The 24,063-nt window shown below is 36.0% G+C and carries 21 protein-coding genes, 1 riboswitch and 1 other annotated feature; of the genes, 18 read left to right on the top strand and 3 right to left on the bottom strand.

Going from position 1 to position 24,063, the window contains the following annotated elements; translation table 11 throughout:
• Window positions 1–299: 299 nt before the first annotated feature.
• Both HNR27_RS03140 and adh read right to left on the bottom strand, forming a co-directional pair.
• Window positions 300–656: a DUF779 domain-containing protein gene (locus HNR27_RS03140; protein ID WP_429338715.1), complete on the bottom strand. Its 357-nt coding sequence runs from the start codon at window positions 654–656 to the stop codon at window positions 300–302.
• A gap of 69 nt (window positions 657–725) precedes the next feature.
• Window positions 726–2,246, bottom strand: coding sequence for an aldehyde dehydrogenase (gene adh / locus HNR27_RS03145; RefSeq protein ID WP_429338716.1), 1,521 nt, complete (start codon window positions 2,244–2,246; stop codon window positions 726–728).
• Between the two features lie 218 nt (window positions 2,247–2,464).
• On the opposite strand from adh, the gene HNR27_RS03150 reads away from it, so the two are divergent.
• From HNR27_RS03150 to HNR27_RS03195, 10 genes are all read left to right on the top strand, one after another.
• Window positions 2,465–2,905 carry a cell wall hydrolase gene (locus HNR27_RS03150; protein ID WP_212922178.1) on the top strand — a complete coding sequence of 147 codons (441 nt, stop codon included), beginning with the start codon at window positions 2,465–2,467 and terminating at the stop codon, window positions 2,903–2,905.
• Window positions 2,906–3,511: 606 nt separating this feature from the next.
• Window positions 3,512–4,063 (top strand): NADPH-dependent FMN reductase, encoded by a 552-nt coding sequence (locus HNR27_RS03155; protein ID WP_429338837.1) that lies wholly within the window; start codon window positions 3,512–3,514, stop codon window positions 4,061–4,063.
• A 408-nt stretch (window positions 4,064–4,471) separates the two neighbouring features.
• Entirely contained in the window at window positions 4,472–5,407 is a 936-nt protein-coding gene (locus HNR27_RS03160; RefSeq protein ID WP_429338717.1) for a ring-cleaving dioxygenase, read from the top strand.
• 12 nt (window positions 5,408–5,419) lie between these two features.
• Window positions 5,420–6,028 carry a flavin reductase family protein gene (locus HNR27_RS03165; protein WP_429338718.1) on the top strand — a complete coding sequence of 203 codons (609 nt, stop codon included), beginning with the start codon at window positions 5,420–5,422 and terminating at the stop codon, window positions 6,026–6,028.
• A gap of 10 nt (window positions 6,029–6,038) precedes the next feature.
• Window positions 6,039–6,977 (top strand): ring-cleaving dioxygenase, encoded by a 939-nt coding sequence (locus HNR27_RS03170; protein WP_429338719.1) that lies wholly within the window; start codon window positions 6,039–6,041, stop codon window positions 6,975–6,977.
• 3 nt (window positions 6,978–6,980) lie between these two features.
• Window positions 6,981–7,967: a ring-cleaving dioxygenase gene (locus HNR27_RS03175; protein ID WP_429338720.1), complete on the top strand. Its 987-nt coding sequence runs from the start codon at window positions 6,981–6,983 to the stop codon at window positions 7,965–7,967.
• 15 nt (window positions 7,968–7,982) lie between these two features.
• Window positions 7,983–8,585, top strand: a complete 603-nt coding sequence (locus HNR27_RS03180; protein WP_429338721.1) for an alpha/beta hydrolase — start codon at window positions 7,983–7,985, stop codon at window positions 8,583–8,585.
• A gap of 406 nt (window positions 8,586–8,991) precedes the next feature.
• On the top strand, window positions 8,992–9,717 hold the full coding sequence (locus tag HNR27_RS03185) for a GTP pyrophosphokinase (RefSeq protein ID WP_429338722.1): 726 nt from the start codon (window positions 8,992–8,994) through the stop codon (window positions 9,715–9,717).
• Window positions 9,718–9,897: 180 nt separating this feature from the next.
• Entirely contained in the window at window positions 9,898–10,641 is a 744-nt protein-coding gene (gene fabG, locus HNR27_RS03190; RefSeq protein WP_429338723.1) for a 3-oxoacyl-ACP reductase FabG, read from the top strand.
• Between the two features lie 24 nt (window positions 10,642–10,665).
• Window positions 10,666–11,007, top strand: a complete 342-nt coding sequence (locus HNR27_RS03195) for an SCP2 sterol-binding domain-containing protein (protein WP_212922169.1) — start codon at window positions 10,666–10,668, stop codon at window positions 11,005–11,007.
• A gap of 513 nt (window positions 11,008–11,520) precedes the next feature.
• Here HNR27_RS03195 and HNR27_RS03200 read toward each other — a convergent pair.
• Entirely contained in the window at window positions 11,521–11,667 is a 147-nt protein-coding gene (locus HNR27_RS03200; protein ID WP_212922168.1) for a hypothetical protein, read from the bottom strand.
• A gap of 254 nt (window positions 11,668–11,921) precedes the next feature.
• Here HNR27_RS03200 and HNR27_RS03205 point away from each other — a divergent pair, with 254 nt between their 5' ends.
• The 8 genes from HNR27_RS03205 to HNR27_RS03240 all read left to right on the top strand — a co-directional run bounded on the left by HNR27_RS03205 (window position 11,922) and on the right by HNR27_RS03240 (window position 23,918).
• A complete protein-coding gene (locus HNR27_RS03205; RefSeq protein ID WP_212922167.1) occupies window positions 11,922–12,614 on the top strand; it encodes a response regulator transcription factor in 693 nt (230 codons plus the stop codon).
• Complete coding sequence (locus HNR27_RS03210; protein ID WP_429338724.1) at window positions 12,592–14,844, top strand: HAMP domain-containing sensor histidine kinase; 2,253 nt, start codon at window positions 12,592–12,594, stop codon at window positions 14,842–14,844. Before HNR27_RS03205 ends, HNR27_RS03210 begins: the two co-directional genes overlap by 23 nt.
• A 24-nt stretch (window positions 14,845–14,868) precedes the next feature.
• Window positions 14,869–15,378 carry an RNA polymerase sigma factor gene (locus HNR27_RS03215; RefSeq protein ID WP_429338725.1) on the top strand — a complete coding sequence of 170 codons (510 nt, stop codon included), beginning with the start codon at window positions 14,869–14,871 and terminating at the stop codon, window positions 15,376–15,378.
• Window positions 15,379–15,521: 143 nt separating this feature from the next.
• Window positions 15,522–15,700: riboswitch (Lysine riboswitch) on the top strand.
• Window positions 15,701–15,884: 184 nt separating this feature from the next.
• The gene (locus HNR27_RS03220) at window positions 15,885–17,294 is read left to right on the top strand and encodes a YfcC family protein (RefSeq protein ID WP_429338726.1); all 1,410 of its coding nucleotides are present in this window, start codon (window positions 15,885–15,887) and stop codon (window positions 17,292–17,294) included.
• Between the two features lie 65 nt (window positions 17,295–17,359).
• A complete protein-coding gene (locus tag HNR27_RS03225; protein ID WP_429338727.1) occupies window positions 17,360–18,559 on the top strand; it encodes a M20 metallopeptidase family protein in 1,200 nt (399 codons plus the stop codon).
• Window positions 18,560–18,821: 262 nt separating this feature from the next.
• Window positions 18,822–20,099 carry an MFS transporter gene (locus HNR27_RS03230; protein WP_429338728.1) on the top strand — a complete coding sequence of 426 codons (1,278 nt, stop codon included), beginning with the start codon at window positions 18,822–18,824 and terminating at the stop codon, window positions 20,097–20,099.
• A gap of 79 nt (window positions 20,100–20,178) precedes the next feature.
• Window positions 20,179–20,445: a binding site (T-box leader), on the top strand.
• Window positions 20,446–21,163: 718 nt separating this feature from the next.
• Window positions 21,164–22,807 carry a methionine--tRNA ligase gene (gene metG / locus HNR27_RS03235; protein WP_429338729.1) on the top strand — a complete coding sequence of 548 codons (1,644 nt, stop codon included), beginning with the start codon at window positions 21,164–21,166 and terminating at the stop codon, window positions 22,805–22,807.
• Window positions 22,808–22,880: 73 nt separating this feature from the next.
• Entirely contained in the window at window positions 22,881–23,918 is a 1,038-nt protein-coding gene (locus HNR27_RS03240; RefSeq protein WP_429338730.1) for a YkvI family membrane protein, read from the top strand.
• Window positions 23,919–24,063 lie beyond the last annotated feature (145 nt).

Here is a 24,063-nt window from a genome sequence, read left to right on the forward strand (position 1 = left end):
TAAGCTTCATTTCACTCTAAAAAATTATCCAAAATGACGAACAGGGGTCACCTATATATAGTTTGGCTTTCAACCGGAGGGAGCAAGGCTAGAGAGATTCTAGAATAGAGGAGAATGTTTTTGATTATCTTATTCTTTTAGTTAAATACCCATTAGACAACTGTTATTGCTGGAAATATAGATTAAAATAATGACAATGTAATTTTCCTCCTTCAAGACAAATAGCCCCCTATTTTTAGACAATCTAGTAATTGGGGGGCATTCATCTTGGTAGATATTAAATCATTCTTAATCCCTCACTATTGTCCTAACGCAATTCGCTCTTCCTTTGTAAACACTCTCGACCTAGTTAGGAATCGCTTCCCTTCTGGTCCTTCGACTGAAAACATGCCACCTCTACCTTCAACTACATCAATAATAAGCTGTGTATGCTTCCAATATTCATATTGATCCTTCGAAATATAAAAAGGTGTGTTACCAATCTCTCCTAATAGAATGTCGGATTCGCCAATTCGAAATTCCCCTCGTGGATAGCACATAGGGGAGCTACCATCACAGCAGCCCCCAGATTGGTGAAACATTAAGTCTCCATGTATCGTTTTTAATTTATCTAGTAGCTTTAGTGTTTCATCAGTAGCGATTACACGTTCAACCATTTATTTCACCTCTTCAATTTTTTAAATTTAATCTATTATTTAGCAAGCAGAATTGCATGAATTAATCGATTAGAACAATCCAACAGGTCCTTCACTATAGCTTACTAGTAGATTCTTTGTTTGTTGGTAATGGGAAAGCATCATTTGATGATTTTCTCTTCCAATGCCTGATTTCTTATACCCACCAAAGGCTGCATGTGCTGGATATTGGTGATAGCAATTCGTCCATACTCTTCCTGCTTGAATGCCACGACCGAAGCGGTATGCTGTATGAATATCACGGCTCCAAACTCCTGCTCCTAGGCCATAAAGTGTATCATTTGCAATCTGCATTGCCTCTTCCTTGTCTTTAAAAGTAGTAACTGAGAGTACTGGTCCAAAGATCTCTTCCTGGAAAATACGCATATTATTATTTCCTTTAAAAATGGTTGGCTTAATATAGTATCCCTCTGATAGCTCGCCCTCAAGTTTATTTACTGTTCCACCGACAAGTACTTCAGCACCTTCTTGCTTTCCAATATCCAAATAAGAAAGAATTTTTTCCATTTGTTCAGTAGAAGCTTGGGCACCCATCATTGTTTCCGTATCAAGTGGGTGACCGATTTTAATTTGATTGACTCGCTCAATAGCCCTTTCCATAAAAGAATCATAAATAGATTCATGGATTAATGCTCTTGACGGGCAAGTACAGACTTCTCCTTGATTCAATGCAAACATTACTAGACCTTCTACAGCTTTATCTAAGAAAGCATCATCTTTATCCATTACATCAGGAAAGAATATATTCGGTGATTTTCCACCCAATTCTAACGTAACTGGAATTAAATTTTCAGATGCATATTGCATAATTAATCGGCCTGTTGTTGTTTCACCTGTAAAGGCAATTTTGGCGATACGACTATTAGTCGCAAGGGGCTTTCCAGCTTCCAGTCCAAAACCGTTTACAATATTTACAACCCCAGGTGGTAGTAGATCATGAATTAATTCCATCAATACGTGAATAGAAGCAGGAGTCTGTTCAGCTGGCTTTAATACAACACAATTTCCTGCAGCTAATGCTGGTGCCAATTTCCAAGTTGCCATTAGAAGCGGGAAATTCCATGGAATGATTTGTCCAACTACCCCTAGTGGCTCATGAAAATGGTATGCAACTGTATCATGATCAATTTCACTAATACCACCTTCCTGAGCGCGTATTGCCCCTGCAAAATAACGAAAATGATCAATAGCAAGTGGTAAGTCAGCCGCAAGTGTTTCTCTGACGGCTTTTCCGTTATCCCATGTTTCTGCGACAGCTAGCAATTCTAAATTTTCCTCTATACGATCAGCGATTTTATTTAAGATATTTGCACGTTCAGCTACAGATGTAGTTCCCCAAGCTTCTTTTGCCGCGTGGGCAGCATCAATTGCTGCATCAACATCTTCTTTCGTAGAGCGAGCAATCTCACAAAAAACCAGTCCTGTGACTGGGCTTACATTTTTAAAGTACTCACCACTAACAGGAGGACGATATTCACCACCAATATAGTTATCGTACCTCTCTTTAAAATGTACTAACGCCCCATCCGTATTTGGATTTGCATACTTCATGAAAGTAATTCCTCCTCATTTATTTGATAAAGAACCTAGAAGAAGTCCCTATTTAATGGCTATTCCAATATATTGGAAAATATTCACAAGCTATCGAGTAATTTTCATATTAAATCTCTTTGCATAATATCTACATACGATGTTTCCTATCCAATTCAAAAGTAAAAAGTAAACAACAATGTAGGCCATTGTTCATACAATATGTTGGGGGTGAAATAATGGCACGAGCGAGTTATCGAAATTCAGATGTGGATTTAATGGCAAGAATGATGAGAGCGGAGGCTGAAGGAGAAGGAAAGCTGGGAATGTTATTTGTTGGAAATGTAATTGTAAATCGCCTTGTAGCAAATTGCTTAGACTTTGCAGATTTACGGACAATTCCTCAAGTGATTTTTCAGGTGCAAGGAGGAAATTATTCCTTTGAAGCTGTTCAAAAGGGAAGTGGATTTTATCAACGTGCAAGAGAATCTGAAAGAAGATTAGCAAGACAAAACTTGGAATATTGGAGACAGCATCCGGCAAAATATTCTCTGTGGTATTTTAATCCATATGGTCCATGCCCGCCAACATGGTATGGTCAACCAAGAACTGGTCAATTTAAAAACCATTGTTTTTATGAACCAGAAGCAGGAACTTGTGCTAGTGTATATAGCGGATAATGGGATAAAGAGTAGTAATAATTGCTGTTATATAGAAATGCTTAGCCAGAATAGGCTCATAACGGCGTCGTAATTATTTTTCCTGTTTCACCTGTATCAATGTAATACTCGATATCAATTGGTCTTTGAATATATAATTTTTCCGTTATTTCCACTCTTTTTTTGTACCTTCCTCTAGAAAATTTGCAAAAAATGTAATTTCCTTCTATACGATGGATGATGATGTCGTCCACACCAATTATAAAAATACTTCTCTTTGAAGGGAGTTCAGTTCGTAAATCGATTCTTGACTCCCTTCAAGGTGATAGCATTGTTCGACAACTATGATCTAGAGCATCATAACACCACCCACCTTCTGAACAATTTAATACCAATTCAGTGAGACTTCTTCAAATATGATTCAGCCATCACTTAAAAAAGTAATAGTCATTTCGTATATGGATTTCCTCGGAATGTTAGCCATCATTTTGATTTCTCTCTTTTGGACTGTAATTAATTCGTAAGTAACGTTGAAAAGCTTGTTGATAATTCATCATAATTGACTTCCTATATATTTTCCGTTATATTTATATCTCGAATTCGAGATATAATGGAAGGGGATTTTATATAATGAAAGTAGGTATTATACTAGGCAGTCTTCGAAAAGAATCATTCTCTAAAAAAGTTGCGTCTAACGTAGCTTCTTTATTCCCAAAAGGATATGAAACAGAGTTTGTAGAAATAGGAAATCTACCTTTATTTAATCAGGATTATGAAGGCAATCTCGGAACGCCTTCTATATATACGGAATTTCGTAATAAAATTAAAGGAATGGATGCGGTTCTATTCGTAACTCCTGAATATAACCGCTCTGTTCCTGCTGTATTGAAAAATGCATTAGATGTAGCTTCTCGCCCATACGGTGAAAGTGCATGGTCTGGTAAACCTGCAGCAATTATCAGTATATCACCAGGAGCCTTGAGTGGATTTGGTGCAAATCATCATTTACGTCAAATTCTAGCTTTCTTAAACATGCCAGTAGTTCAACAACCAGAAGCTTATATTGGAAATGTGCATGAATTATTAGATGAAGAAGGAAAACTAAACAATGAAGAAACTGTTCAATTTTTACAGTCCTTTGTTGATACGTTCGTTGATTTGATTCAAAGAAACAAATAATGTGAATATAACAGGATAAAATTTCATTCAAAGGGTTGGCATTTTATTAGGGAATTCTCCTTAAGTGCCAACCTTTTATTAATCTATCCGAATGTATTTTATCTTTTGTAGATAAATATAGAAGTTTTTTCTCTATAAAATATTATGGAACATAACCAGTTGACAATTATCAAAATCAGTATTAACATTATATTTAATTAAGAATAACTTAATTAAGAATAAAACGTGCAAGTTCGTATTATTTTTTTGCTGAAAATTATCTCGAATTAGAGATAATTGATTCAAAGCCACTCATAAATAAATTGAGACGCTTTGAGTAGTTTTTGGTAAGTCTAGAAGTATGAATCAATGTCGGCTAGTTCTGACATGAATGTATAAACTAAATGATAATACAAAGGAGACGATGGGATGAAAAAAACAGAAGGTATTCACCATATCACAGCAATTGTAGGACATCCACAGGAAAATGTAGATTTTTATGCAGGAATTTTAGGGCTTCGTTTAGTAAAAAAAACCATTAACTTTGATGATCCTGGAACCTATCATTTATATTTTGGTAATGATGGAGGAAGACCAGGAAGTATTATTACCTTTTTTCCATGGCCAAATGCTTATCAAGGAAAAATCGGTGGTGGTCAAGTAGGAGTAACAGTTTATGCAATCCCTATGGGAAAAATGAGCTACTGGCAAGATAGGTTAGAAAAATTTAATATCCACTATAGTAAAATTGAGCGGTTTGGGGAAACGTACTTGCACTTTGAGGACATCCACGGATTACAATTAGAGTTGGTAGAGCGAAATCAAGGTGAACGAAATAATTGGACATTTGGAGATGTAACGCCAGAGGTAGCAATTAAGGGATTTGGTGGCGCTGTTTTATATTCTGTTAATCCTGCCCAAACAGCGGAAACGCTTCAAACTGTAATGGGTCTTGAAAAGGTTGGAGAAGAAGAAGATATTGTTCGCTTCAAGTCCTATGGAAATATTGGTAATATCATTGATATCAAAAAAACACCGGTGGATCGAGGACAAATGGGAGTAGGGACTGTCCATCATATTGCTTGGCGTGCCAAGGACGATGAAGACCAATTGGATTGGCAACGTTTATTAGCAAAAAAAGGATATGGTGTAACAGCAGTAAGAGATCGTAATTACTTTAATGCCATTTATTTTAGAGAATATGGTGAAATTCTGTTTGAGATTGCCACTGACCCACCAGGGTTTGCACATGATGAGTCCTATGAAACAATGGGTCAGGATTTAAAATTGCCCGAGCAATACGAGCACTATCGTGAAAGACTTAATAATTCTTTAATCCCGATTAAAGTAAGAGAACTAGATTAGGAGGGGATATAGTTGCTAACCTTTGACCCAAAAGCTATTTCGGAGAGAGAGAATTATAAATTATTAATTGGAACCATTATTCCGAGACCAATTGCATTTGTTACAAGTTTGGCAGAAGATGGAACGATTAATGGAGCGCCGTTTAGCTATTTTAATATCGTCTCTTCTAATCCGCCTATGATTTCGATAGCTCTTCAACGGAAAGAGGGGCGGATGCGAGATACGGCAAAAAACATTCGTAATAATAGAGAATTTGTCGTGCACGTTGTTGATGACGAAAATGTAGAAGCAATTAATAAAACAGCAGCCTCCCTCCCCCCAAACCAGAGTGAGCTAGAACAGGCAAATCTAACTCTTGTAACGAGTCAAAATGTATCAGTTCCAGGGATTAAAGAGGCTAAGGTTCGGTTTGAATGTACGTTAGAACATGCAATTGAGCTGGGTGAGGATGGAAATGTTGGTGTTGATTTAATCATAGGAAAGATTTCCATGTTTCATATTGATGAAGAAATATATGAGTCAGGTAGAATTAACCAAGTGAAACTTGCAGCAGTAAGTCGTCTAGCAGGATCTAATTACGCTAAAATTGGAGAAACATTTTCCATCGAGCGCCCAAAATAAGGGGGATTTTATGTTTACTACATCTGGCATTCATCATATCACGGCTATTGTCTCTGATCCTCAGATTAATTATTCTTTTTATTCTAAGGTATTGGGACTAAAACTAATTAAAAAAACGGTTAATTTTGATCGACCAGAAGTGTATCATTTATATTTTGGGAATGAAACTGCTGATCCTGGTACTATAATTACCTTTTTCCCATGGCCAAAGCTGGCAAAAGGTCGAATTGGAACGAAGCAGGTTGGAGTAATTAGCTTTGCAATCCCTCCCGGTTCGACCGAATATTGGGAGCAACATTTGCAGGAAAATAGGATCTCCTATACAACTACAACTCGTTTTGCTAAAAGCTACATCCAGTTTCAAGATCCTGATGGAATATGGTTAGAACTGGCTGAACAGAAGGAAAGTCTGATTGATAACTCGGGTAACTCAGGTAATAGCAGACAGAAGTATGCAATAAAAGGATTGGCTGGAGCAACGCTTTATTCGAATAACCCGACTCGCACAGCAGCTATTTTGGAAACTACATTAGGCATAAAAATGGTTGATAAGGATGAGGAATATATTCGGTTTAAAACGGAATCAACGTTCGGTAATACCATTGATTTAAAACTTTCCCATTCTGTACGTGGACTGGCTGGAGCAGGTACTATTCACCATATTGCCTTTCGTACAGCTAGTGATGATCAGCATCAAAGGTGGAGAGAGTTACTTATAGAAAAAGGGTTTAAACCAACCGAAATAAAAGACCGTAATTACTTTAAAGCACTGTATTTCCAAGAAGAGGATGGAATTCTATTCGAAATTGCAACTGATACACCAGGTTTTACGGTTGATGAGTCACTTGAGGAATTAGGAACAATGTTAAAGCTCCCAGATTGGCTTGAATCCAAGAGAAAAGAGTATGAAGCAATACTAACACCCTTAAATAAAAATATGGAGGAATAAAAAATGAATCAATTAAAAGGAGTACATCACATAACAGCAATTACTAGTAGTGCGGAGAAAATCTATGATTTCTTCACGAATGTTTTAGGTGTACGATTAGTGAAAAAGACAGTTAATCAAGATGATATTCAAACATACCATTTATTCTTTGCAGATGATGAAGGTAGCCCAGGAACAGATATGACGTTTTTTGATTTTCCTGGAATTCCAAAAGGTGTTCACGGTACAGATGAGATTTCCAAGACATCATTCCGTGTACCAACTGATGCATCACTAGATTATTGGGTAAAACGATTTAATCGATTAAATGTTAAGCATGATGGCATTAAGGAACAATTTGGGACAAAGACGCTATCATTTGAGGATTTTGATGAACAGCAATATCAATTAATCTCTGATGAGAACAATAAAGGTGTAGCTTCTGGGATTCCATGGAAGAAAGGACCAATTCCATTAGAATTTGCTATTACTGGCTTAGGACCAGTATTTGTCCGAGTATCCAATTTTGATTATTTTAAAGCCGTATTGGAACAGGTTTATCTTTTCAAGGAAATTGGAAAAGAAGGTTCTTTTCATCTATTTGAAATGGGTGAAGGGGGAAATGGAGCACAAGTAGTAGTAGAATATAATGCTATTCTTCCTCGTGCAAGACAGGGATACGGAACCGTCCATCATGCTGCATTCCGTGTAGAGGATCGGGCTGCATTAGATGCGTGGATGACGAGATATGAATCCTTCCGTGTGCCAAATTCAGGTTTTGTGGAGCGCTATTATTTTGGTTCGTTATATGCAAATATTGCGCCACAGATTTTATTTGAGCTAGCAACAGATGGCCCAGGATTTATGGGGGATGAGCCATATGAAACGCTTGGAGAAAAATTGTCACTGCCACCATACTTTGAAGCACAGCGTGAAGAAATTGAGAGGCTTGTAAGACCAATTGATACGATTAGAAGTACAAAAGTATTTGAAAAAGAATATGAGGATTAATAAAGGAGAAAACGGATGAAACATATTTATCAAAAAGGAAATGATCCAACAAAACCAACATTATTATTACTACATGGAACCGGTGGAACAGAGCATGACCTACTTCCACTTACGGACATCATTGATCCTAACGCTTCCATATTGAGTGTTCGAGGTAATGTATTAGAAAATGGGATGCCACGGTTCTTTCGAAGATTAGCTGAAGGTGTCTTTGATGAAGAGGATTTAGTGTATCGCACGAATGAATTACATGATTTTTTAAATGATGCTGCGATAAAGTACGAATTTGATCGTAATAATATTATTGCAATTGGTTATTCAAATGGAGCAAATATTGCTGCAAGCTTACTATTCCATTTTCAGGATGCTTTAAAAGGAGCCATGCTTCATCACCCTATGGTTCCAAGAAGAGGCATCACATTACCTGATTTATCCGGTAAGCATCTGTTTATTGGAGCAGGAACAAACGATCCAATCTGCTCGCCACAAGAATCAGAGGAACTAGCTTCTTTATTTAAAGACGCAGGTGCTAGTGTGGAGATGCACTGGGAGGATAGAGGACATCAGTTGACGATTACTGAGGTAGAGGCAGCAGCCAGTTGGTATAAGCAATTATAGTCTTTATATAGAGAGAAGGATGTGTTCATTATTGAACTCATCCTTCTTTTTTTATTGGTTAATAGTGAATATTTCATCTTCTGTAGTGATGGCTTTTTAACCGTACCTACCAGGTCATACTAGTAAAACCGATATGAAACGAGTAAAAACTTTATCAAATAGTAATGACAAGCTAAAATAAAAGTAGGAGGTTTTAGTTTTTCTTGTAATGAAAAAGGAGAAAATGAGGGACAAAGAAAGTAAAATAACATAGAACATTGCCAAACAATATGTAAATTACAAAGGTAGTGTATTTCATTCATTTCCCTATTTGTTTTGAGATAATTTCAAGCTAACTACAAGAAAAAGCAAAAAATCATAACACACAAATAGATACTGGAACCTGAATCTTAAGGAGTATAAAAAAATGGCACTTGAATTAAACATCAACGATTTTAAACTAATGAAAACAGAAATACTACGTTTTATGCTGTCTTACAAGTTTGCAATAGAAGAAGTAAGTACTAAAATAAACATTCTTATGCAGGAATTTCAATATATTCATGATCACAACCCAATTGAACATGTGAAGTCAAGACTGAAGTCACCAGAGAGCATTATCAATAAGGTGCAAAGAAAAGGCTATCCGTTAACGATTAAGGATATTCGAGACAACATTCACGATATTGCCGGTATCCGAATAACCTGCTCCTATATATCTGATATTTATAAGGTTAGTGAAATGATACAGAAACAGAAAGATATCGAAGTCATCCAAATAAAAGATTATATTGAAAACCCTAAGCCAAATGGCTATAGAAGTCTTCACTTAATCATTAAAATTCCTATATTCATGTCGGACCATGTAGAGGATGTCTATGTTGAGTTGCAAATAAGGACTATAGCGATGGATTTTTGGGCAAGCTTGGAGCACAAAATATTTTATAAATATAACAAAGAAATTCCGCAACATATGAAGGATGAACTAAAGGAAGCTGCAGAAACAGCTGCTCAATTAGATGTTAAAATGGAAAAGCTACAACGGGAGATGCTTGAGATTAAAGGAAAAGAATTAGAAGCACTTCCCAACTTGTTTGAATCACCGAAGCAATTAGAGAGTCTTTATGGATTCTTAAATAACGGACTAAAATAAGTAAGGGCTGCAAAAAAGGTAACTATTAACTTTTTTGCAGCCCTTTAAAATTGTTGCAAAGGACGTATTAACAGAAAAATCCATTCAAATTTCAAATGAAAAATGGTACTATCGAAAGTGAGGTATCTGAATTTTAATTAAAAACAAACAATTTATGTAATAGCAACAAGGGGGAATCTGATGGCAAAGTTACGGGGGAAGGTCGCAGTTGTTACTGGAGCGGCTCAAGGAATAGGCCCTAAGATTATGGAGAGATTTTTAGAGGACGAAGCAGTCGTGGTAGCACTTGATATAAATCTGGAGAAGCTTGAGCAAACAGCGAGAGATTTGGACCCAACTGGTGAAAGAATTTTTATATGGCAGTGCGATGTATCTAGTGAGAAGGAAGTTAAGGAAACGTTTCAACATATTTATGAAAAACTAGTGAAAGTAGATATCTTAGTAAATAATGCTGGTATTATTAGAGATAAATTTTTCCATAAGATGGAGAAGGCACAATGGGATGCTGTGATTAATGTGAATTTAACGAGTATGTTTCACACCTGTCAAGCTGTAATTCCAAAAATGCGAGAGCAGGAATACGGTAAAATTGTAAACATTTCTTCAACTTCAAGCTGGGGGAATATGGGACAGGCAAACTATAGTGCAGCGAAGGCGGGGGTAATTGGCCTGACTAGAACATTAGCAAAGGAAAATGGTAGTAAAAACATCACGGTTAATGCAATTGCACCCGGGCAAATAGATACAGACATGACACAGAACCTACCGGAAAATATAAAAATGATGTCTCTATTATTAACACCTGCCGGGCGTGTTGGTAAACCTTCAGAAGTTGCAGCCGTAGTATCATTTTTAGCTTCAGATGATTCCAGTTTTGTTAATGGGGAATGTATTTCTGTTAGCGGTGGTTTCTTAATGGCATAAAATAGAAATATAGGGAGATGAATTATGTTGAGTAATCTAGTAGAAACGGTTCAATTAATTGAAAAAAAATTCAATGAGAATCCTACACCGATTTCTGGAGTAACAGTTACATATCAATTTGACATAACGGGCGATGATGGTGGAAATTATCAATTGCAGCTTCGAGACGGTCAGGCAAAAGTTATAACAGGAAGTGAAGCTCCTGCAGATTGTACGTTAACCATGTCACTAGATAGTTTTGATAAATTTCTATCGGGAAAGCTAAAAGGAACGATGGCGTTTATGACAGGCAAGCTAAAAATTAAAGGTGATATCACTAAAGCAATGAAGTTAGAAACAATTTTAAAAGAATATGACTTTAGATAATAAAAGTAAATATTTCTTAACTAACTTTAGAAAAGCACTGTTTAATGAAACACTATCTAACTTAGTATTATTTTCAAGTGCTTGATAGTTTATAATTAAAAAGGAGTGCATGTAATGGATTTACCTATTTTCCTAATCGTAAGCTATGTGGGGATCATTCTAATTATTTTACTAACCGTAGTTGGAATACTGCGTTTTTTTAAAAGGTAAAAATATATTGACAGCTTATAAGTAAATTGGAGTTATCCTATAGGAACTCCTTTCAATTGGGATTGGGATAATCCCCTCACTTTAGCTATTCTTGAGAAGTTTAGACTGTTTCTGAATTTGTTGATAGCTGTACACCTTTAGAACAAACCACATGGAATCATGGGATAACCAGATTCCATGTGGTTTATTCATTATAGTGAGAATAATACTTTTTCTAATACGCTAAGTATTTTGATAACGAAGCGACATTTCCAAATGGGAATTCATGAATCTCGAATACAAAATTACTGTAAGGTCCATCTTTTACATATCCTCATTATCTTTATCGTTAAACTTCCCATGATCTAAATAAGCATATTCATTTTTTTGTTCATTTTGTTGCACATTTTCTTGCCTCAGTAAGTATTGGTCAGCGCCAGGACCTTTGATTTCCCTGGTCTCTTTTTTCATAAATAATCGCCTCCTTATTCATAGCTTTCCCCGAAAAATAATTGCTATTGGTAAGAAAAAATGTTTATCAGGCCATAACTAAAGATAGTCTATTGAATTCATAGCTAAAATAGATAGTATCTCCAATGACGTAGAAACTATATAATAGAATCATAATTTACCAATATTAAGAAATTCTTAAGAAATTTATTAAACGAATGTTAAGATTTGATGGATAAGCTATAGACGTATAGGAAAGTGTGAAGGGGATACTAATGAATAAATATAATGTATTAGTTGTTGATGACGAAAAGGAAATTCGCGATGCAATCGAAATTTATTTAAAAAATGAGGGGGTGACCGTGCTAAAGGCAAAGGATGGAGTGGAAGCAATCGAGCTATTACATGAGAATGAGGTTCACCTTATATTACTGGATGTTATGATGCCTCGTATGGATGGAATCGCTGCAACCTATAAGATCCGGGAACAGAAAAACATACCGATTATTATTCTAAGTGCGAAAAGTGAGGACACAGATAAAATATTAGGACTTCAAGTGGGAGCAGATGATTACATAACAAAACCATTCAATCCAATGGAATTGATAGCCCGGGTTAAATCACAATTAAGGCGCTATGTAACACTAGGCACATTTGCAGGAGCAAATAAATTAATTGATTTGAATGGATTAACTCTTGATCAGAGCTCTAAACAAGTTACGGTGAACGGAGAGGAAGTTAAGCTCACTCCTATTGAGTACAAAATTGTGGAACTTTTGATGACAAATGCAGGTAGAGTATTTTCGATTAATGAAATATATGAACTGGTTTGGAAAGAACCTAACTTTAATGCGGAAAATACCGTAGCGGTTCACATCCGAAAAATTAGAGAAAAGATTGAAATAGATTCCAAAAATCCAAGGTATTTAAAGGTGGTGTGGGGACTTGGGTACAAGATGGAAAAGTAGTATTTTCATAATATTAACCTGTTCTGTATTATTTGTTGGGGGTTTTTGCGGAATAATATTATTATCGAATAATGGCTGGTATTACGCTCAAAAAGATTATTTCCATACAGAAGATTTTCAGTATGGAGATTTAGAACAATTTAAGCAATTAGTTGTGATGTTTGAGTTAAATGATGTAACCCTAGAAGAAGCAAAAGAAAAAATTACGGTAACGAAGGATGAAATTGAAGAACATCGTTATCGCTATGGTGATATGGAACAGCAAGTAGAAAGCATTAAGGAACAATACGAGGACCTTATTCAACAGGCAATGGATAGAAACGAACAGCAGGTTGCGGATGCATACACAAAAGAACGTGACAATAAGATTAAGGATATTACGAAAAATTTTGAGAGCGATGATTATGTAAAAAATAAAATAATAAAAGAGAAAGAAGAAATTCTCGATACCTATTTTGAGGAGCTGGAAAATTATCGACCTCAATTTGAAGAACTTCAAACGATGTTTCAATATTATTTAAAAGATCCTGACAATAATTTAGTGTATACCAATTTGGATATTCCTGGTAAAAAACCGTCTGTTGATCAAATTACAAATGAGACTAGTCTCTATTTGGAATCTGTTACGTTACATAATGGATTTATAATTAATTATGAATTTCCAGGAAGTGAGGATGCTCTAGAAATATTTGGAGATTTAGATAGGCAGCTTGAAGGGAAAATTGGTGTTCCAAAGTTAGCGTCCGGCTCACACAGTCTCTTGGATCGAAATGAACAATATAAAAAGGAACAATTAATTATTTGGATTGTGATATCACTTAGTATCCTTTCTCTTATTCTTTCCCTTATTATCGCTAAAAGGGCAAAAAAGACATGGGCAGCACTATCTAACTGGAAACGTTATTATAATAGAATTCCAATTGATGCTAGGATAGGCTTGTTAGGCTTTTTCAGTATTGTTACTATTTTGATGATGATTTCTTTGGTGCAAAAAATTCACTATATCTCCTATATATTCTCGTTTTATTTTAGTATCTTTACGGTAATAGAAATGATAGTAGCTTCAATTGGAATAGCTATTATCGTGATACAAGTGAATTTTTTAAGAGAAACCCTAAAGGATTGGAGAAACGTACAAGATCTTTGGGAAAAGAGTCTATCATATAAGTTATATATTATGTTGAAAAGAGTAGTTCTTAAACTAATCCAAAACCTAAAAGAAGCATTTTTAGATCAGACAACTGGTACACAATTAATATTTATTTTTGGTATGGTATTTATTTTAGGTTTAATGGGTATTATGGTTTTCCTTCATCCAATATTTCTGTTTTTCTATATCCTAATACTAGTTAGTATTGGAATACCACTTGGGAATGTCATCTTAAAGAATGTTGGGTTCTTTAACAGGATTGTAGAAAATACGAATGAACTAGCAGCTGGAAACCTCAGTAAGGATTTAGAGATAACGGGAAATACAGCACTTGCTACATTAGCTGAGAACATTAATGTCCTTAAGCAGGGAGTTAAACACTCGCAGAGCGAACAGGCTAAAAGTGAACGGCTTAAAACAGAATTAATTACGAATGTTAGTCATGACCTGAGAACGCCGCTAACCTCTATCATTACCTATACGGAGCTATTAAAAGAAAAGCAGAAAATGAATGATGAAAGTGCTGCATATTTAGAAATTATTGATCGGAAATCGAAGCGGTTGAAAGTATTAATTGAGGATTTATTCGAGGTATCCAAAATGGCCAGCGGAAATATTGAATTGAAAAAAGAAAAGGTTGACTTAGTTCAGCTATTACAGCAAGCGTTAGGTGAGTATGATGATATGATACATGAATCGAGCTTGCAGTTTCGTGTAACCCATATAGACCCACCTGTTCACGCGATAGTGGATGGTCAAAAGCTCTGGAGAGTTTTTGATAATCTAATTGGAAATATACTAAAGTATTCCATGGAGAATTCACGAGTATATATTAATCTTTCCGTTGAAAATGGTCATGCAATAATAGCTTTTAAGAATGTATCCAAATATGAGCTGAGTGAAAATAGTGATGAATTATTTGAACGCTTTAAACGTGGCGATACATCGCGTCATACAGAGGGTAGTGGTCTAGGGCTAGCAATTGCCCAGTCAATTATTGAACTTCATAATGGTCAACTTGAGATAGAAATAGATGGTGATTTATTTAAGATTATTATCTTTTTACCAATAGAAGAATAGGAGGAAAAGGGAGAGTGCGCAACAATGAATACCATTAACCTTTCCGAGGTATATAGCATGCATTATAATCAGTTATTCCATCTTAGTTATTCGATAACAAGAGATGTTCAGTTAGCAGAGGATGCCGTACAAGAAACGTTTATTAAAGTATGGAAAAAGGCAAACTCTATTCAGGATGATGGAAAAATAGCAGCTTGGCTGTCTGTAGTTGCCAAGAGAACCGCAATCGATATTTTGCGAAGCGAACGGAAGAAACAAGGTATACCAATGGAGAATGATATGTTAGTAAACTTGGGAAAAGAAATGAATCAAGATGTAGAACAAGAAGTAGAGTTTATCTTTTTTATGGAAGAAATTAGAAAGGCAATTCTTCGTTTAGGGAATACGTATCGGGATGTAATGGTTCTTCTGGTGAAGCATGAATTGAAGGGAAAAGAGATTGCAAGTCAGTTGAAAATAAAGCCTGCCTCTGTTAAGACGAGAATATACCGTGCGAGAAAGGAATTAAGGGCTTTAGCTGAGGTAAATGGTTAAATACATCTCACAACCTATCATGCAAAAGAACACATAAGAAATAGTAGATTAGCAGAAAATAAATAGAAAACTATAAAAATAGACTTGTATTTTTGTAAATGTTTTGCTAGTATATAAATAATTTCATATTGAACCTTGTCATTCGATGAGGTAGAGGCGCAAATAATATTAGTAGACAATTGGAGTATGACATCGATGAAGATTGTTGAAAGGATTATTTGCCGAAGCGTAATGAAGGTCAACTTCATTATTGCTGGGATGTCTTCTGAATAAGAGGCATACTGTCATGCTTGTTTTATGTGCATGGAGAACTACTGATCAGGATGGAGGATAACGTATAAATTGATAAACAATGGTAGGTTATTTTCCTATCATTGTTTTTTTATTTTTACAGTTTGAGCAAATTACAGCCACTACATCAAATTTGAACATGCTGATAAAAAGTTATACTAAATACCCTTCTAAAGTTTTCTCTATGTACACCCTATAAAATAATAAAGAAAGGGATGTGCATCTTGAGTACACAAACAGTAAAAGCAAAGAAAAAATTTGAGTTTCCACACGGTTTTGTTATTTTGTTTGCGTTCATGGTTTTGACAGCTATTACAACTTACTTCGTTCCAGCGGGGGAATATGAACGCACTACGGATGAAAATGGTCAATCATTAGTTGTTGATGGTACTTACCATACAGTAGATTCCAATCCAACTGGGTTTATGGATTTATTTCAATCCTTACATGTTGGAATGGTAGATGCTGCAGGAATTATTTTCTTCATCTTTATCGTCGGTGGGTCATTTGGAATATTCCGAGCGACAAACACCATTGAGGCAGCTTTTGGTTCAATTACAAAAAAATTAGCAGGAAAAGAGCTTGTTCTAATTCCAGTGATTATGCTATTCTTTGCAATTTGTGGCGGAACTTGGGGGATGGCAGAGGAAGCAATCCCATTTATCCTAATTGCAGTACCACTTGCCATGATGCTAGGCTTTGATTCCATTACAGGAACTGCAATGATTTTGGCTAGTGTATATGCTGGATTTGGATCTGCCTTCATGAATCCTTTTACAGTTGGGGTAGCCCAAGGAATTGCGGGCTTACCGACATTTTCAGGAATGGGAGTTCGTTTCGTATTCTGGTTGATTTTCGTTGGTGTAACAATCGCCTATGTAATGCTTTATGCGCGAAAAGTTAAAAAGGATCCTACTAAAAGCTTGATGTATGAAGAAGACTTGAAACGAGAAATTAATCACGAATTAATGCAACAACAAACATTAACGAAGAGACAAATGCTGATATTGGCAGTACTTGTTCTAACACTAATTGGACTAGCACTTGGTGTTATTTTAGAAGGTTGGTATATACCAGAAATAGCTTCATTATTCCTTATTATGGGTATTGTTGTAGGAATTATTGGGAAATTACGTGTTAATCAGATGGCAGAAGCATTTGTAAAAGGTTGCGAAGAACTAGTAATGGGAGCATTGATTGTAGGATTTGCATATGGAATTCTAATCATTTTACAGGACTCAAATACGATCGACACTATTTTATATGGCATATCTAATTTAGTGGCAGGATTACCTAGTAGTCTGACAGCAATTGGTATGTTTATCACCCAGAGCTTACTTAATTTTATTGTCCCGTCAGGAAGTGGTCAAGCGGCAATCAGTATGCCGATTATGGCTCCACTTGGTGATCTTGTAGGGGTAAGCAGACAAACTGCAGTACTTGCTTTTCAGTATGGTGATGGTATTTCTAATATATTCACACCAACTGCAGGTATACTTATGGCTGCACTAGCTATTGCTAAGATTCCTTGGGTGAAATGGTTAAAATGGGTATTTCCATTAATCGTTATCCAGTATATTTTAGGGGCAATTTTTGTAACAGTTGCTCATATGTTTATTTGGTAATTTAGTATAGGAAAAAACAGTTGGATTTTTACATTTAGAATGATCAACATCGGAGGAATAGAAACATGCTAAGAAAATTATTTGATGAATTAGAGGAAATTTATCCTGAATTAGTAGATATTCGTCGTGATCTTCATATGTATCCAGAGCTTTCTCATCAGGAAGTAAATACACCTAGAAAAATCGCTGAATATCTAGAAAAACTTGGTTTGGAAGTTAGAACAGAAGTGGGTGGCCGAGGAGTTGTCGGTACATTGAAGGGCGGTAAACCAGGAAAAACGGTTGCTTTGAGGGCCGACTTTGATGCTTTGCCGATTCAGGAAGAAACTGATGTCGAATACAAATCTCGTGTTCCTGGTGTGATGCATGCATGTGGTCATGATTTGCACACTGCAACACTTTTAGGAGTTGCTAAGGTTTTAAGTGGAGTAAGAGATGAGATACCTGGAACGATTAAATTTATCCATCAATTTGCTGAAGAAGCTACACCTGGTGGTGCAAAAGCGATGGTAGCTGATGGTTGTTTGGATGGGGTGGATATGATTTATGGCGCCCATGTTATGTCTACAGAGGAATTTGGAACGGTTAGTGTAAAAGAAGGATATGCATCATCTGCACAGGATGATTTTAATATTGTGATTCATGGAAGAGGTGGCCACGGCTCTCAACCTCATTTATCTGTTGACCCACTAGTAACGGGCAGTCAATTGGTTGTTAATTTACAGCAAATTGTAAGCCGTCGAGTAGATCCACTCCAAGCAGCAGCAGTAACGGTTGGATCATTTGTTAGTGGTGAAGTAAATAATGTTATCCCGGATTCAGCAGTTATAAAAGGGACAGTTCGCACATTTGACGAAGAAGCACGTACAATTATTGCAGAGGCACTAGAAAACGTTACAAATGCTACCTGTACAGCAAATGGTGCAACAGTTGATTTTGAATACATTAAGGATTGCCCTTCTATATATAATGATCCACAGGAAACAAAGCGTGTGGAAGAAATGGCCACGCTATTGGTTGGGAAGGAAAATCTAATTACAGGTGTTCCGATGATGGGAAGTGAGGATTTTGCTTTTTATCAAAAGGAAGTTCCTGGTGTATATTTTTTAGTTGGTGGTAGAAACGAAGAAATCGGTGCAGTTTTTCCACATCATCATCCAAAATTTACTATTGATGAACGTGCTATTCTCCATATCGGTAACATGTTCATTAGCCTAGTGTTTAATTTTCTTTCCGATGGAAAAATTAAACCGGAAAGTAAGTAGTGGGTTACGTATAGCTTTATGAAAAAGTCTAACTTTTTAAATGTTGGGCTTTTTTGTGTTTGCTAGGAATTTTTCAAAAGTATTCGAGAGCTAAAGCACTAAATAATATATACATATTAATTAACGCATAGGCTTTAAAGCACATAACTAATCTTATAGTTAGGACTTAGAACTTTATTGTTTCCTACTTAAGACGGATGTTTTACAATCCGATATTAGTATAATTAGATGGAAAATGCATATAGGGATTGGGGGGAATACCGTGAATATCATCAAAAATAGGAGCTTTTTCTTTCTTCTTCTCGGAAGAATTGTAACAAACATAGGGGATAGTATCTATTATGTCGCTGCAATGTGGCTTGTCTATAGTCTTGGCGGAAATGCTTTTTATTCTGGTTTGGCTGGCTTTCTAACACTATTACCAGTTGCTTTACGTTTTATAGTTGGACCTTTTGTAGATAGATGGCAAATAAAACGAACGCTTATTATTACACAAATCTTACAATCCATCCTAATTTTAGTCATTCCAATTTTCTACTACTTAGACATTTTAACAGTCCAAGTCGTCCTCATTGTTATGCCCATTGTTTCGTTTATTGAGCAATTCGCTTATCCATCTCAGTCAAAAGCCTTACCATTATTATTGTCAAAAGAGGACTTAGTTAAAGGAAATGCCTATTTTTCCTTTGCTTATCAAGGAATTGATTTAGTTTTTAATGCACTATCTGGAATCCTTGTAGCTCTTATTGGGGCAGTCACATTATACCTTGTGGACTCCTTCACTTTTGCAATTGCCGCCATCTGTTTTAGTTTAATAAAACTACCTTCAGCAAAAGAAAATAAAAACAAAAATAATGCTGGTATAAAAGGTGCGATGGTTTCCTATTTTTCGGAGTTAAGGGAAGGATTTTCGATTGTCTTTCGATCGATTTTGGGAACGTTTTTAATTGGATCTGTCGTTGCAAATTTTGCAATAGGTGGTGCGCTTGCTGTTTTACCTGCATTTGCTTCTCAAAATGGCGGATCAGAGATATATGGGTTCTACTTAGCAGCAATGTCAACAGGTGGTTTAGTAGGTGCACTTCTCTCCTCATGGATGGGAAAGCTGAAAGTAGGATATTTTAGTATTATTTCCTTTTCTTTTTCTGCTCTTTGTTGGATATTGGCAGCAATTATGCCGTGGCCGACGCTAGGTGCTATATTTTACGGTATTGCTTGGATCCCAATCGGAGGAACGAATGTAATTATTGCGTCGGCAATTCAAACGGTTGTACCCAATGAAGTTCTTGGAAGGGTGAACTCTGTTTCAGGTAGCATGGGGACTATCGCCATGCCTATTGGTTCACTAGCTGGCGGGTATTTTGCGACAGTTACGAGTAGTACACTAATATTTGCACTAACTGGGCTCGGACTATTATTTCTTTCCATAGTCTGGATTCTTCATCCTAGGTTAAGGACTTTACCAATTGCCAAGGATTTGACACCTGAGTTATTTGGAATTGATCCTGTTAAGTATTCGGTGAAGGAAAACATAAATTAGAATGGGATTAAAAGTAAATTTTTATAAAAAACTACTTTTAAAAAAACAGATTTTATGTAATAATAATTAAAATATTTTTTATAAAGCGATGAAAAGGAAAGTAGACTAACTCTAATTTCTTCCCAGAGAGCTTCGGTAGCTGAAAAGAAGCAGAAAATTGTTAATCGAAAATGGCCTTGGAGCTTCAGAGTCGACCTTTCATTTTGAAAATAGGCTTTGACGAGATTTGGCACTCGTTACCAATGTCAAAGTATAAGGGTTGTTTCCAACTCCGTACTTACAGAGGCTAATAATGTGAGTTATTAGTAAATTAAGGTGGTAACACGAGTTAACCCTCGTCCTTAGATGATATCTAGGGGCGAGGGTTTTTGTATTTCCATGGAAAGATTAGTTGGTATTAGCAGAGGCGGCTCTATGCATCATTTCGGAAAATAATCTCGGGTTAAAAGAGGCATAGGAGTACTCTACGCATCATATCGGAAAGGAATCTCAGGTGAAATGAAGGATAGAAGCCCTCTACGTATCATTTCGGAAAATATTCTGGAGAGAAAAGAAGCATAGAAGCCCCCTATGCATCATTTCGGAAAAGAATTCCGGTGAAAAGAAGTATAGGAGCACTCTACACATCATTTCGGAAAATATTCCGGAGTGAAAAGAAGGATAGGTAAGCTCTATGCATCATTTCGGAAAAGAATCTCAGGTGAAAAGAAGTATAGGAGCCCTCTATGCATCATTTTGGAAAATATTCCGGAATGAAAAGAAGTATAGGAGCCCTCTACGCATCATTTAGGAAATAATTCCGGAGTGAAATGAAGCATAGAAGCCCTCTATGCATCATTTCGGAAAATAATTTGGGATGAAATGAAGTATAGGAGCACTCTATACGTCATTTCGGAAAAAAATATGGGATGAAATGAAGTATAGCCAAGCTCTATGCATCATTTCAGAAAATAATCCCGAGCGAAATGAATCATAGCAGTATTCTATACATCATTTCACAAGTCATCCAAGTTCAAAATGAACAATGGAAGAACAATCTACTATTTTAAAGGAGGAGAAAAGAAATGAGTGTGTTTATTGGTGGTGCTTGGCCATATGCAAATGGCTCACTGCATATTGGTCATTTATCAAGTTTGTTAACGGGAGATGTTTTAGCAAGATATTTTCGCTTAAAGGGGGAGGATGTTCTATATGTGTCGGGGAGCGATTGTAATGGGACACCAATTGCAATAAAGGCTAAGCAAGAAGGAGTGTCAACTAAGGAGATTGCAGATAAATATCATAATGAATTTAAGGATTGCTTTGAGAAATTAGGGTTCACTTTCGATTGCTATACAAGAACTGATCATTCATTGCATCATCAAGTAGTACAGGAAGTTTTTCTGGAATTGCTAAAGAAGGATAAATTATATACGAAAGTGGAAAGTCAGTGCTTTTGCAAGACTTGTAATCAGTTTTTAGCTGATCGTTATGTAGAAGGAATATGTCCGAACTGTGGTGCTGAGGCGAGGGGGGATCAATGTGATTATTGCTCAAAGCTATTAAACCCAATTGAATTAATCCAAAAACGATGCAGAACATGTGGAGACTCACCGATTGTGGAATCGACAGAGCATTTTTATATGAAATTGCGTGCATTACAAGAAGAACTTGAAAATTTTGTTTCTCATGCTAAAAAAGAAGGGCTATGGCGGGATAATGCTATCCAGCTATCAGAGCGTTATTTAAGGGAAGGACTGGTGGACCGGGCTGTATCTAGGGATCTTTCAAATGGGGTTCGTGTTCCAGTTAAGGGGTTCGAAAATAAGACAATATATGTTTGGATTGAAGCTGTCATTGGCTACTATTCTGCAAGCAAACAATGGGCCAAGGAGCATCAAGCTGATGAAGCTCTGTTTTGGAATAAAGAAACAATATCCTATTATGTCCATGGTAAAGACAATATTCCGTTTCATAGTATCATCTGGCCAGCTATTTTGAAAAGCATAGATAAACAGCCACTACCTACTCATATTGTATCCAATGAATTCTTAACCATTGAACAGAAAAAGCTTTCAACTAGTCGTAATTGGGCAATTTGGGTACCAGATATTTTGAAAAGATATCAGCCTGACTCGATACGCTACTTTCTAATTGCTAACGCACCAGAGAGTAGGGACGCTGATTTTTCCTGGCGTGAGTTTATTTATAGTCATAATAGTGAGCTGCTTGGTGCTTATGGAAACCTTGTTAATCGGACATTGAAATTTGTTGAGAAGTACTATGGGTGCACTACACCAAAAGGAAAAGTCGATTCAATGATTAGGAAAAGAGTATGTGCAGCATATGATGAGATTGGAGCCTTAATTAAAGACACAAAATTTAAATTGGCAATTGAAGCGTTGTTTTCTATCGTTCGTGATTCTAATAAATACTTTGATGAAAAGAAACCATGGAACCAGATAAAAGAGGATGAAATAGGCTGTGCAAATACAATAGCAACCTGTGTTTATACAATAGCTAATCTTGCTCAGTTGTTGAATCCATTTCTACCATTTTCAAGTCAGACGCTGCAAAGAATGCTAGGAATAAGTGAGATGAAATGGATGGAAGCTAGCTATAATCCTGTTTCTTTAAGTAAGGTTGAACTGTTATTTGAAAAAATTGATCTGGATAGGATTGATGAAGAAATCGAGATATTAAGACGAGGAACCGATATAGAAGAATAGGTATGCAAGTATATAAAAATAGCTTGTCTTTTTCTTCCCCCAATAACATAGATTAATATTGGGGGAATGATAAATGAAGCAATGGATTTCTGTATTACTAGTAGCAGCTACTTATATTGGAACAGTAATTGGGGCAGGCTTTGCTACCGGTAAAGAGATTGTTACATTCTTTAGTAAATATGGTGAGATTGGAACAATTGGAGTGGTAATAAGCTGTATATTATTTATTCTATTTGGAAATAAGATAATGATAATTGCAGCACGTATTGAAGCTTATTCGTATAAAGAATTCAATGAACATATTTTTGGATATAAGCTTGGAAAAATTGTTAATTTTATTATTTTTGTCATTGTTATCTCGGTCACATCTGTGATGCTCTCGGGAGCTGGTGCGGTATTTCAAGAACAGCTAGGAATTCCTTTTCAGGTTGGAGTTATTTCTACACTTGTCATTTGTTATCTTGTTGTTTTAAAAGGGTTAAAAGGAATAATGGCAATTAACGCATATATTGTTCCAATTATCATCTTATTTAGCTTGTTTATTTTCATCTCAGTGTTCGACCATCAACCAGATAAGCTACTCGGGATGCTTACTTTTAAAGAGGTTCCACACCAATTTCTATGGGTATCTTCTCCTTTTACTTATGCATCCTTTAACATCATTACTGCTCTTGTGGTCCTTGTACCATTAGGAAAAGAAATAAAGGATGAGAATGTGCTAAAATGGGGTGGTTTCTTCGGTGGATTAGGATTATGCTTGATGTTACTTTTAGGTCATTTTTCCCTAGCTACTAATCCAGAGACCTTTCGCTTCGACATACCTATGGCAGAGATTATCAAATTGCTTGGTTCTTTCATCCATATCTTATTTATAATTGTTGTATATGGGGAGATTTTTAATACAGTTGTTGCCAATGTTTATGGGATTTCACGGCAATTGAAGGTAAGCCTTCAGATAAAATACCATCATGCAGTCTGGCTAATTTTAGCTGTTATCTTCTGTATAAGCCAATTTGGATATAATCAACTTCTCACCACACTATATCCATTCTATGGTTACCTCGGATTAGTATTTCTTATAGCATTACTGTTAAAAAGGAAACCTAAATAGCTATTCTTAGCATAATGGCCTAGAATATCTCCTTAGCCATTTATTCATTTGATTGTCTTCTACTCCTTAAAGCATGGGATGTGACCTTCTGTATCCTGAAAAAATACCATCCAAGTTTCGGTCTCTCCTATTTTTGTAACCATAA

This window comes from Ornithinibacillus bavariensis (genome assembly GCF_050433565.1).
Taxonomy (GTDB): Bacteria; Bacillota; Bacilli; order Bacillales; family Amphibacillaceae; genus Ornithinibacillus; species Ornithinibacillus bavariensis.

Bases quoted from the DNA above. Each gene is read 5' to 3' on its own strand.
- HNR27_RS03140 (WP_429338715.1), bottom strand. From the start codon at position 656: ATGGTTGAACGTGTAATCGCTACTGATGAAACACTAAAGCTACTAGAT.
- adh (WP_429338716.1), bottom strand. From the start codon at position 2,246: ATGAAGTATGCAAATCCAAATACGGATGGGGCGTTAGTACATTTTAAA.
- HNR27_RS03150 (WP_212922178.1), top strand. From the start codon at position 2,465: ATGGCACGAGCGAGTTATCGAAATTCAGATGTGGATTTAATGGCAAGA.
- HNR27_RS03160 (WP_429338717.1), top strand. From the start codon at position 4,472: ATGAAAAAAACAGAAGGTATTCACCATATCACAGCAATTGTAGGACAT.
- HNR27_RS03170 (WP_429338719.1), top strand. From the start codon at position 6,039: ATGTTTACTACATCTGGCATTCATCATATCACGGCTATTGTCTCTGAT.
- HNR27_RS03175 (WP_429338720.1), top strand. From the start codon at position 6,981: ATGAATCAATTAAAAGGAGTACATCACATAACAGCAATTACTAGTAGT.
- HNR27_RS03180 (WP_429338721.1), top strand. From the start codon at position 7,983: ATGAAACATATTTATCAAAAAGGAAATGATCCAACAAAACCAACATTA.
- HNR27_RS03185 (WP_429338722.1), top strand. From the start codon at position 8,992: ATGGCACTTGAATTAAACATCAACGATTTTAAACTAATGAAAACAGAA.
- fabG (WP_429338723.1), top strand. From the start codon at position 9,898: ATGGCAAAGTTACGGGGGAAGGTCGCAGTTGTTACTGGAGCGGCTCAA.
- HNR27_RS03195 (WP_212922169.1), top strand. From the start codon at position 10,666: ATGTTGAGTAATCTAGTAGAAACGGTTCAATTAATTGAAAAAAAATTC.
- HNR27_RS03200 (WP_212922168.1), bottom strand. From the start codon at position 11,667: ATGAAAAAAGAGACCAGGGAAATCAAAGGTCCTGGCGCTGACCAATAC.
- HNR27_RS03205 (WP_212922167.1), top strand. From the start codon at position 11,922: ATGAATAAATATAATGTATTAGTTGTTGATGACGAAAAGGAAATTCGC.
- HNR27_RS03215 (WP_429338725.1), top strand. From the start codon at position 14,869: ATGAATACCATTAACCTTTCCGAGGTATATAGCATGCATTATAATCAG.
- HNR27_RS03220 (WP_429338726.1), top strand. From the start codon at position 15,885: ATGTGCATCTTGAGTACACAAACAGTAAAAGCAAAGAAAAAATTTGAG.
- HNR27_RS03225 (WP_429338727.1), top strand. From the start codon at position 17,360: ATGCTAAGAAAATTATTTGATGAATTAGAGGAAATTTATCCTGAATTA.
- metG (WP_429338729.1), top strand. From the start codon at position 21,164: ATGAGTGTGTTTATTGGTGGTGCTTGGCCATATGCAAATGGCTCACTG.
- HNR27_RS03240 (WP_429338730.1), top strand. From the start codon at position 22,881: ATGAAGCAATGGATTTCTGTATTACTAGTAGCAGCTACTTATATTGGA.